We start from the raw sequence: 11,804 nt of genomic DNA on the forward strand, positions 1-11,804 counted from the left end.
GTTGTAGACCACGCGCCCGGGATGCAGTTGTTCGAGATACCACAGGCGCTGCTGCATGGACGACAGCGGCGCGACCTGACGATCGGCAAGGCGCGGGATATCCACGGCAGCCGCAGCGCTGGCAGGCGCGCGATGGCTATCGATGGTGTCGGCCAGGCCCTCGATGGTCGGCGCATCGAAGAGCGTGCGGAAAGAGAGCGCGATGCCAAACTCGCGATTGAGCCTCGCGGTCAATTGAGCCGCGAGCAGCGAATGGCCGCCCAGCGCAAAGAAATTGTCGCGCACATCCAGCTCGGGCAGCGCAAGCACCGCTTCCATGGCGCAGGCGACGCGACGCTCAGTTTCGGTTTGTGGCGCACGACGGTCCCGGCGCGCTTCGGCGACGGGTTGCGTGGGCGCGGGCAATGATTTGCGATCGATCTTGCCATTGGGCAGCAGCGGTATCGCGCTCATCGCCACGAAGTGCTGCGGGATCATGTAGTCGGGCAGGCGCTGGCGCAGGGGAGGGCATAGATCCACCGTCTCAAGATCCACGCCTTCTGCAGGCACCACATAGGCCACCAGGCGCACATCGCCGGGGCGATCCTCGCGCGCCATCACCACCGCGCGTGCGACTTCAGGCAAATCAGTGAGTGCGGTTTCGATTTCGCCCAGTTCGATGCGGTAGCCGCGGATTTTCACCTGGAAGTCGAGGCGTCCCAAGTGTTCCAGCTCGCCCTTGGCCAGCCAGCGGCCACGGTCGCCGGTGCGATACATGTTCGCCTGTGCGTCGCCGGTGAAGGGATCGGGGATGAAGCGTTCGCTGTTGAGCTCGGGACGGTTGAGATAGCCCAAAGTGACGCCGTCGCCGCCGATATAGATTTCACCGGGCATGCCCAGCGGGCAGGGCGCGCCCGTTTCGTCGAGCACGTGCACCGTGGTGTTGGCGATCGGACGGCCGATGGTGATGCCCGAACGCGGATGTTGCGCGCGCCACAACGTGGACCACACCGTCGTTTCGGTGGGGCCATAGGCGTTCCACAGCTCGCCGCAACGGGCCAGCAGGGCTTCGGCCAGATCCAGCGGCAGCGGTTCGCCGCCTGCGATCGCCTTGAAGCCGGCGTGGCCTTCCCAGCCCGATTCCAGCAGCACGCGCCAGCCCGCGGGCGTGGCCTGCATCATGGTGGCGCCGCTGCGTTCCACCAGCTGGCGCAACGCGGAGCCGTCGCGCACATCGTCGTGTCCAGCCAGAACCACCGCTGCGCCCACGCTGAGCGGGAGCATCAGTTCGAGGAAGGCGATATCGAAGGACAGCGTGGTGACCGCAACCAGCCGGTCGTTCTCATGGATGCCCGGCTCGCGCTGCATGCTGCTGATGAAATTGGCGGTGGCGCGATGAGGTACGCGCACGCCCTTGGGCTTGCCGGTGGAACCGGAGGTGTAGATCACATAGGCGACGGATTCGCTCGTGGCCGAGCGCTCGTCGCGCACCAGGCGCTCGGCGCTCATGGCATCGATAAGCGCGGCGTCGCGTTGCAGCGACAGCACGTTGGCCGCTGGGAAGTCGAAGATGGCGGAAGCTTCGTCGTCGACGACCAGGGCAGCCAACGCGGCGTCCTGAGCCATGAAGGCGAGGCGTTCGGCAGGGAAGCCCGGGTCCAGCGGTACATAACCCGCGCCCGATTTCAGCACGCCCAGCAGTGCAGCGATCATGTCGCTGCTGCGCGCCACCGACAGGCCGACCAGCTGGCCCTGGCCCACGCCGCGCTCGCGCAGGACGCGCGCAATGCGGTTGGCTCGAGCGTCCAGCTGCGCATAGCTCAGTGAGGTGTCGCCGGGGATGGCAACGCGTGCCGGGGCACGATCCACCTGCTTCTCGAAGTATTCGTGCGCGAGCTGCTCGGCGGGATAGGCCGAGCGCATCGGTTGCAACGCCATCAGCGCGGCTTGAGCCGACGGCGACACCAGGCCCAATGCATTGCCGGCGGCGTCGGGTGTGCCGATGGCCTGGCGCAGCAGCGTGGCATAGGCATCCAGCCACGACTGGATCGTGGCCGGTTCGAAAAGATCCCGGTTGTACTGGCATTCCAGGCGTATGCCGGCGGGCAGCTGCACGGCATTGACGAAGAGCTCGAAGTTCTCGAAGACGCGCGGATTGCCCGCAAATTCGAACGACAGCCCCGGGAAGCTCACGGTGCGCTCGTCGAGCGCCTGATCCAGATTGAACAACACGCTGGCCAGCGGCAGCCGGCCCGGATCGCGCGGCAGAGCCAGTCGTGCGAGCAGGCTGCCTAGCGTGTATTGCTGATGGTCAAACGCGTCGAGCAGATCGCCGCGCACCTGCTTGAGGCTATCGGCGAACGGTGCGGAGGTATCCATCATCACGCGCAACGGCAGCACGTTCACGCAGTGGCCCACCAGCTGATGCTGACCACCGGCCGCCTGGCCGGCGGAAGGAATGCCGATGACTACGTCGTCCTGCCCACTGAGGCGCTGCAGCAACAGACCGAACGCCGCGAGCAATGTGGCGTACAGACTGGCGCCACGTTGTGCACCCATGCGCTTGACGTCGGCCACCAGCGAGGCGTCCAACAGCAGGTCTTCGCGCAGCGAATGGAAACTGCGCTGGCGCGGACGCGGATGATCGGTCGGCAAGTCCAGTGAGGGCGTTGCGTTGGCGAAGCGGGAGATCCAGTACGCCTCGGCAGCTTTGCCTTCCGCGCTCTGCGTGTGTTCGGCTTCGGCCAACGCATAGTCGGTAAACGGATCAGCTGGCCCCAGCTCCTGTCCCATGCCCACTTGCTGCGCATACAGCGCGGCAAGATCGCGCACGATCACGCCGAACGACCAGCCATCGCAGACGATGTGGTGCGCAGTGAACACCAGCAGGTGTTCCTGCGAGGAGAGTTCCAGCAGCTCGGCGCGTACCAGCGGGCCGTTGTCCAGGTCGAACGGTTCGCTGACCACGCGGATCAGTGTGGCATCGATCTCGGCCTGCTGTTCGTCCGGCCCCAGCCACGACAGTTCGCGCAGCGGGCAGGGTAGATCCTGTTGCGTGGCGATGCATAGTTCGCTGCCGTCATTGGCAAAGGCGGCGCGCAGTGCCTCATGGCGTTCCACCAATTGCTGCAAGGCAGTCTGCAACGCCTCGACGTTGAGATCGCCGTGCAACCGCAAGGACACCGACTCGTTATAGGCCAGCGAAGCTTCCGGCTCCAGCGTGGAAGCAAGCCACACCTCGCGCTGCGGCGCGGTAGCCGGCGCAACTCGCGCCAGCGTGGCACCCGCAAACGGATCGTAGTCAACCGCGATCGCGTCGGCATCGGGCAGTTGGGCAGGCTCGTTCGGGTTCATGCATTGACCCTCATGAACTTGCCCGGCACGTCGGGATTGGGCACGAACCACGCGGGGTTGCCGTCCTGATCCTTGCCCAGCCGCGCGCCGACCACCGGTGGGCGGTTGGCGTCGATGGCCAGCGCTTCCACGCGCTTGTTGCGCGGCAGGAATTCCGCTTCCTGCATTTCCAGCACCGATTCCTTGTACGCCTTGGCGATGGCCTGGAAATCGTGTTCGGTGTGAGCGGTGGTAAAGAAGCAGGGGAAGTTGTCCAGCATGTGGATGCCGCGACTGCGGATCATGGCGAACAGCAGGTCCTGCAGCGGATGGTCTTCGGTGAAGTTGGTCTTCCACACCGAGGCGAAGTGCACCAGTTGCAGCGGCGCACCGACGCTGGCGCAGAACGCATTGAGCTCGTCCATCAGCAGGCTGGTGCGCGCGTTGAGGCGCTCCTGCAGGGCGGCGCCGTTCTGCTTGAGATGGTTGAGCACGGCATGCGCGGCCGCCAGCGCCAACGGATGGCGCACGAAGGTGCCGGCGAAATAGGTGACGCCCACGGTGGGAATGGAGGCATCGCCGTACTGCCAGCCGCCGCCGTCCAGCGCATCCATGTAGCGACGCTTGCCGGCGATCACGCCGATCGGGAAGCCGCCGCCRACCACCTTGCCGTAAGAGGCCAGGTCCGCATCGATGCCCAGCACGTGCTGCGCGCCGCGCGGATGCGAGCGGAAGCCGGTGACCACTTCGTCGAAGATCAGCAAGGCGCCGGCATCGGCAGTGATCGCACGCAGCTCCTTGAGGAAGTCGCGCGGCTGGAAATCAGGACGACGGCTCTGCACCGGCTCCACCAGTACGGCGGCGATGCTCGACGCGCGCTCGCGGATGATCTGCAAGGTTTCCGGCGTGCCGTATTCCAGCACCAGCACGTTTTCGGAGGTATTGCGCAGGATGCCCGGCGCGGCCGGCACGGAGCGCAGCTTCTTGCTGCCGCGCACGATCACTTCATCGAAGATGCCGTGGTACGAGCCGGTGAAGATCACCAGCGTGTCGCGACCGGTCACGGTGCGGGCGATGCGGATCGTGCCCATCACGGCTTCCGAGCCGGTATTGCACAGCGCGGCGCGATCGAATCCGGTCAGCTCGCATACCTGCTCGGCCACTTCGCCGGCCAGTGGATGCTGCGGGCCGATCTCGTAGCCAGCATCGAGCTGGCGACGCACGGCATCGAGCACGAAATCCGGCTGCCAGCCGAACAGGTTCATGCCGAAGCCGTTGAGTGCATCGATGTATTCGTTGCCGTCCAGGTCCCACACCTTGGAACCCTTCGAGCGGTTCACCACGATCTGGTAGATCATTTCCTTGAGCAGCGGACGGAAGCCGTTCACCACGCGCGGATCGGCCAGGTGATCGCGGTGACGCTGGGTGTATTCCTTCGAGGCGCGCGTACGATCGATATAGCGGCGCATGAAGGCTTCGAGGCGGGCGCGCTGGCGGTCGCTCAAATCCGTTTGATTGGAGTGGATGCGCGCAATCGCGCCGAAGGCCTTCTTCACATCGTAGGTGGTGTGGGCGAGCGCGGCCTCCTCGTCCTGCGCCGGCGCCTGGGCCTGCGCGGCCTGCGCCGTGGCTGCCACGGGAGCGCTCTGCACGGGCGCCGCAGCAACGGCGTGCACGGGTGCGGCAGCCGCCGGCACAGCTGCGATGCTTGCACCGGCGAGCAGCGCCAGTTGCTGCTGCATGATCTGCATCTGTTGCTGGATCAGGTCCTGCACGATATTGCCGGTGGCGGCAACCTGCATGACCGGCGCGACGATGGCGGCGGGAGCCACGGTCGCGCCGGCTGCAGCGGGAAGGGCGGGTGTGGCCGGAGCGGAGGCATCCGGCGGCAGCATCTGGTCGATATGCATGGCGAGGCGCTCGAAGGAGGAAAACGACTCCATCAATTCGCGGAAGGTGATCTTCAACGCGAAGGTCTTCTGCAGTTGCAGCGCGACCTGGGTCAGCGAGAGCGAGTCCAGGCCCAGTTCCACGAAACCCGCACTGGGATCGACGCCTTCCAGCTCGCTGCCGGAGACATCCTCGAACAGCTCGGTGAGCTGTCCGAGCAGGCGGGTGTGACGGGCCGAGCCGGCGTTGGCGCCGGAAACGTTGACATCCATGGTGAGCTCCACAACGGGTGCAGGCGTAGGGGCAAACAACGAAACGACGTTGTCGGGGATAGCGGGCGGGGCGACGGCAGCCGCAGCTGCGGCCTCGACCCAGTAGCGTTTGCGTTCGAAYGGATAGGTCGGCAGCAGCACGCGGCGACGATTCGCGCGGCGATCCAGGGAGCACACCGCCACAGGCAGGCCGGCGCACCACAGCTCGCCCATGGCGGCCACCCAGGCCGCGCGCTCCACCGATTCGCTGTCGGCGAGGCTGGATACGATCTGATGCTTGCGGCTCGGTGCGTGCTGGCGTGCGAGCGTGCTCAATGCGTTGCGCGGGCCCGCTTCGATGAAGACACGCGGCTGGTCGCCCAGCTGACTCAGCAGTGCAGGCGAGAAGCGCACGGTGCCGCGCAGATGGCTGGTCCAATAATCCGGCGACATGGCCTCGGCGGCGCTGAGCGGCTCGCCAGTCAAGGTCGAAATGATGGTGATCGAAGGTGCGGCTAAGGCGATGCGCTCCACTTCAGTGCGGAATGGTTCGAGCACCGGATCCATCATGGCGGAGTGGAAGGCATGCGAGGTTTGCAGCACGCGGCAGGCCACGCCGTCGGCTTCCAGCTGCAGGCGGAACGCGTCGACTTGCGCGGCATCGCCGCTGACGACGCTGGCGTTGGGACTGTTTTCTGCCGCCAGTTGCAGTGCATCAGGCAGACGGGTGCGCAGCGCATCGGCACCGAGGCGCACCGACAGCATCGCGCCCGACGGCATGGCCTGCATCAGGCGGCCGCGGCGAGCGATCAGGCGTGCGCCATCGGCCAGGCTCATCACGCCGGCGATCACGGCGGCGACAAACTCGCCTACGCTATGGCCGATCATCGCCGCCGGCACGATATCCATCGACAGCCAAAGCTTGGCCAGCGCGTATTCGATCGCGAAGGTAGCCGGTTGCGTCAGCGAGGTTTCACGCAGGGCGGCCGCATCGCTATCGAACATCCGCTCACGCAGATCAAAGCCGAGTTCGCCGCGCAGCGCTTCCGCACAATCATCGATGGCGGCACGGAAAGTGGGTTCGCTCTCGTACAGCGCTTTGCCCATGCCGGCGTACTGCGAGCCCTGGCCCGGAAACAGGAACACGACTTCCGGCGCGGGCTTGGCTGATTCACGTACGTTGGATGCGGACAGCTCGCGCAGACGTGCGGCAGCCTCTTCGGCGTTGCTGGCAACCACACAAGCGCGGTGGGCAAATGCCTTGCGACCGTGCAGCAAGGTGCTGCTGACGTCGCCGAGGTTGATATCCGGGTTCGCGGCCAGATGTCCGGCCAACTTGGCGGAAGCGGCAGTGACGGCAGCTTGCGTGCGACCGGAAAGGAACAACAGCTGCGGACCCTCGGCCGCATCCGATGGCGTCATCGCCGGCGCCTGCTCCAGGATCACATGGGCATTGGTGCCGCCCACGCCAAACGAACTGACGCCGGCGCGCAGGGGCTGCTCGCCGGTCGGCCACGCGCGCAGCGCATCGTTGACGACAAAGGGCGAGTTGGCAAAGTCGATCTTCGGATTGGTCGCCTGCACATGCAGCGACGGAGGCAGCACKCGGTCGCGCAGCGATAGCGCGGTCTTGATCACGCCGGTGGCGCCGGCGGCAATCACGGTGTGGCCGATATTGCTCTTGACCGAACCAATGGCGCAGTAGCCGCAGTCGTCGGTGTGCTGGCGATACGCCGTGGTAAGGCCTTCGATCTCGATCGGATCGCCGAGCGGCGTCGCGGTACCGTGGGCCTCGACATAGGAAATGCTGCGCGCATCGACGTCGGCATCGGCCAGCGCCATGGCGATCACGGCTGCCTGACCTTCGCTGCTGGGCGCGGTAAAGCTCGCCTTGCCGCCGCCATCGTTATTGATGCCCATGCCGCGGATCAGCGCGAGTACCTGGTCGCCATCGCGCTGTGCGTCCGACCAGCGCTTGAGCAACACCACGGCGGCGCCATCGCTGAACACCGTACCCTGCGCGTCGGCGTCGAAGGTGCGCGTGTGCCCATCCGGCGACAGCATCGAGCCTTCCTGGGCGACATAGCCGCTGCGAGGCGGGCAGGTGACCGACACGCCGCCGGCAATCGCCATCTCGCACTGTCCGGCGCGCAGGGCCGCTACCGCCTGGCAGATCGCGACCAGCGAGGTCGAGCAAGCGGTGCTTACATTGACCGCCGGACCAGTGAGGTTGAGCTTGTGCGCCACGCGGGTGGCGAAGAAATCCTTCTCGTTGGCCAGCGATACCAGGAATGCGCCCAGCTTCTCGATCAGGTCCGGGCGATGCGTCAGGTGATGCTGGAAGTATGTGGCGTGATACATGCCGCCAAACACGCCCACCGGCGCGTCGTGGCGATCGGGCGTGTAGCCGCCGCGCTCCAGGCACTCCCAGCACAGCTCCAGGAAGATGCGCTGCTGCGGGTCCATCAATTCGGCTTCGCGCGGGGAGATGCCGAAGAAGGCGGCGTCAAAGTCCTCGACGCCATCGATGATGCCGCGCGCCGCGACGTAGGCCGGGTCGTTGCGCATCTCGGCAGGAATGGATGCGTCCAGTTCCTCGCGGCTGAAGTGCGTGATCGATTCGCGCCCCGCACAAAGATTGGCCCAGAACGCTTCCACATCGGCTGCACCGGGAAACCGACCCGCTGCCGCGATGATGGCCACCGGTTCACCGGCATCGCCCTGGCGGCCGCGTGACAGGCGCGAAGCGAGCGCCGACTTGTTCGCGCGCCCATCGATCAGCGATGCCAATGCGACGGGCGTGGGATCGGCGAAGAAGGCAGGGATGGTCGGCGCCTTGGAAACAGTGGCGTGCACGCGTTCCATCAGGCGAACGGCCAGCAACGAATTGCCGCCGAGGTCGAAGAAATGGTCCAGCCGGCCGACCTGGTCGATCTCCAGCACCTCGGAAAACAGCGCGCAAAGCTGCTGCTCCCGCTCACCCAGCGGCGGCGTGTAACGGTCGGCGAGCTCAGGACGGCCACGTCCGGGCGCGGGCAAGGCGCGGCGATCGAGCTTGCCATTGGTAGTGACCGGCAGGCTGTCCATGCGCACATAGGCCACGGGCACCATGTAGTCGGGCAGCGTTTGCGCAAGCTGCGCCCGCAGCGCACGCGCGGTCACGGCGGCATCCTCGGCCACGAAATACGCGACGAGCCGCTTCTGGCCCGGCTGGTCCTCGCGCGCGAGCACGGCGCTGGCGCGCACGCCGGGCAGGTTCTGCAGCGCGGCTTCGATCTCGCCGATCTCGATGCGGTAGCCGCGGATCTTCACTTGGCCGTCGATGCGCCCGATGAAATCGATGACGCCTTCGGGCAGCCAGCGCACCAGATCGCCCGTGCGATACAGGCGGTGGTCGCCACCCGCGAACGGATCGGCAACAAAGCGCGCCGCGGTCAGTTCCTCGCGCGCCATATAGCCGCGTGCAACTCCTTCGCCACCGATGTAGAGCTCGCCGATCACGCCCGGCGGTACCGGCTCGCCACGTGCATTGACCACGTACAAGGTGGTGTCGGCGATGGGGCGGCCGATGGGAATGGCGCGCAGCGAGGCATCCAGCGGATTGGGAAGCCGGAACGTGGTGGCAAACGTAGTGCATTCGGTGGGGCCGTAGCCGTTGATCAGCGTGGTGCCCGGCAACAGCGACTGCGCCTTGCGCATATGGGCGACGGAGAGTGCTTCGCCACCGGTGAGCAACTGTTCCAGGCCGTGCAGGTGGCTGCCATCCTCATCGATGATGGCGTTGAACAGTGCGGCAGTGAGCCAGGCGATGCGCGCCTCGTGATGGCGGATGGTGGCGGCCAGACCCGCACCGCTGGGCACGCGTTCGCCATGCACGATGCACGTGCCGGCATGGAGCAGCGCACCCCAGATCTCGAACGTGGCGGCATCGAAGCCCAACGGCGCCGCATGCAGCACGCGGGGACTTTCACCGAAGTCCACATAGCGTACGTCGCGCACCAGGCGGATGATCGAGCGATGACGGATCTCCACACCCTTGGGCGTGCCGGTCGAGCCGGAGGTGTACATCACATAGGCGAGCGCATTGCCGTCGATGGCGGGCAAGGCCACATCGTCGCCGGATTGCATCAGGGCCGCGATATCCAGCACGGTCGCGGCCATGCCGTCGGGCACGTCGATGCCATCGGCGACGATGACGGCCGCGGCTTGCGCGTCCTGCAACACAAACGTCAGGCGCTCCGCAGGATAGGTGCGGTCGAGCGGCAGATAGGCGGCGCCAGCCTTGAGGATGCCGAGGATCGCCACGATCGCGGCCGGTGAACGGTCCAGCAGCAGGCCGACCGCGGCTCCCGGTGTGACACCCGCATGGATGAGGCCGGCCGCAACGCGATGGCTGGACGCGTGCAATTGCGCATAGCTCAGCGCGCCTGGCGGACCATCCAGTGCGATCGAGTTCGGATGGGCAAGGGCGACATCGGCAAACAGCCCGTGCACGGTGTCTTGCATCCGGCGCGGCATGGCCGTGTCGTTCCAGCCGGCAATCACGCGCTCGAAGGTTTCCTGGTCGAGCGCGTGAATGGATTGGAGCGCATCCTCGTGGGCCAGCGCATGCAGCAGTTGCGACAGCGCGTGAGCAAGCGTGMGCAGCATCGACTCGTCGAATACGGCTGTGTCGTAGTCCAGTTCGATATGGTCGCCGCCGGGCGACAGACTCCAGCGCAGCGGCAACGACGTGTGTGCGGGAGCGTCGTCGCTCCATGCGCCAATGGCGCTGGCCGCGGCGTCCTCAGCCGCTGCGGGCGTGGCATGCGTGAGCAGCCACGCATCCACCGTGCCCTCACTGGGCACCTTGTGGAAGATATTGCCTTGCGCCGTGCCCAGCACGATTTCCGCCTGTCCCGTGAAGCGCGACTCCAGCAAGGCCAGTGCAGCGCGCCGCAGCAGCGCGGGTGCGGCGCCCAGGCGCGCTGCCCGTGCATCGAGGCTGTGCAGTACATCGGCGTCGATCGCCATGCTCAGCCGCTGCACCGAACCCGTGACCGGGACCGGCGTCTGGCGCACCAGTACGTCGAGCAGCGACAGTTCGCTGCTGGCCGACGAGGTTGCTGCGATGTGGTGCTGATTCATGGGCGTTCACCTGCGCGCGCTTGTGGCGCGATCGATCAACCGGCGATGGCGTAGTCCGCGCCGTCCGTATAAGGCTGCTTGCCGAGCGAGCGCCGCAGCCATTCGCGTGTATCGATGGCCGAGCGGAAACCCGCGTGCAACAGGAAGTCGAGCGCTGCGTTCTGCCCCACGGCCGGCGGAGCGATGCCCCAGCCGCGCAGGCGTTCGTGCGCCGCATGCAGCAGGCTGTCGCGGCGGGTGGCGTGGGTGTAGTAGGTGAAGCTGATGGTGACCGAGGCGTTGTCGCCGTTCTCCACCATATGCGGGCTGGTCGAGGGCATGTACGCGCCCTGGCCAGGCTCTAGATGAAAGACCGTGGCGCGCTCGCGCAGGCTGTCGTCCCAGTGCAGGCGGTCGCGCTCGTGGCAGGCGTGGAAGCGATCCCGGGCTTCCTCACTGGCGGCGACCGTGTCGCGGTGATCCCACACGTAGAGCGTCTTGCGTCCGCTCACCTGCAGGATGAAATTGTGTTCCTTGTCGAAATGGAACGGCGTCACCGTGTTCGGCGAGGTGATGAAGATCCAGCCGCCGCGATAGCACATGCCAGGATCGAGACGATCCACGCCGGGCTTCACGTCGTCGAGTACTTCGTCCACCAGCGAGCGATAGGTATCGTCCGTCTGCACATTGAGCAGCGACATCCAGGCCTTGGCCTGCTCGATCTGTTGCAGCGTGCTGGCGGCCGTCATGCGGTTGGGATGGAGCTTGGGCGCCGTATTGAACGGCGTGCCAGGGGTGGCGTCGCTGCTATGCGTACGTACGCGGCCGCGCGATTCGAGGCGCTTGCTCAGCTCCACCAGCGAAGGCAACTGCAGCAGCGGGTGGTCCATCAGGCGATGGCGTATCGGCTGGATACGCCACGGATCAAAACCATCCCAGTCCACCTCAATCAGCCGGTCGGCATCGGCGCTCATGTTGTTTCCCCCTGAACAAGCGTGGTTCGCGTGACTGCGAGGTCTCAACCCATCCGGTGGTCGACGGTCGCTTTATGCAGCGAGGATCGAAAGCCGATCCGTTCACGTCGTGATGGCAATCCCCCGGAGCCTTGTTCCGTTGCCTTGTCATGCAACCGCGCTGATACATCGGAACAGGGCTAGTCTCCGTCGCAGGCGTTTTTGTGTGAATACGCCCTAAGCAGCAGGGCGGACGCAATCAATTACGCCGCACAGCCCCGACGGAATAGGC

3 protein-coding genes are annotated in these 11,804 nt (G+C 66.0%); all 3 read right to left on the reverse strand.

Annotated features, from left to right (window positions below; genetic code table 11):
- On the reverse strand, positions 1-3,333 hold a 3,333-nt coding region (locus AC1DMG_RS15340), incomplete at its 3' end, for a non-ribosomal peptide synthetase (protein WP_477180717.1).
- A complete protein-coding gene (locus AC1DMG_RS15345; RefSeq protein ID WP_477180718.1) occupies positions 3,330-10,580 on the reverse strand; it encodes a hybrid non-ribosomal peptide synthetase/type I polyketide synthase in 7,251 nt (2,416 codons plus the stop codon). The genes AC1DMG_RS15345 and AC1DMG_RS15340, both read right to left, overlap by 4 nt.
- 35 nt (positions 10,581-10,615) lie before the next feature.
- Positions 10,616-11,533 carry a cupin-like domain-containing protein gene (locus tag AC1DMG_RS15350; protein WP_441603194.1) on the reverse strand — a complete coding sequence of 306 codons (918 nt, stop codon included), beginning with the start codon at positions 11,531-11,533 and terminating at the stop codon, positions 10,616-10,618.
- Between the last annotated feature and the right edge of the window lie 271 nt (positions 11,534-11,804).

It is taken from the genome of Dyella sp. 01N36 (genome assembly GCF_056399745.1).

Bases quoted from the DNA above. Each gene is read 5' to 3' on its own strand.
- AC1DMG_RS15350 (WP_441603194.1), bottom strand. From the start codon at position 11,533: ATGAGCGCCGATGCCGACCGGCTGATTGAGGTGGACTGGGATGGTTTT.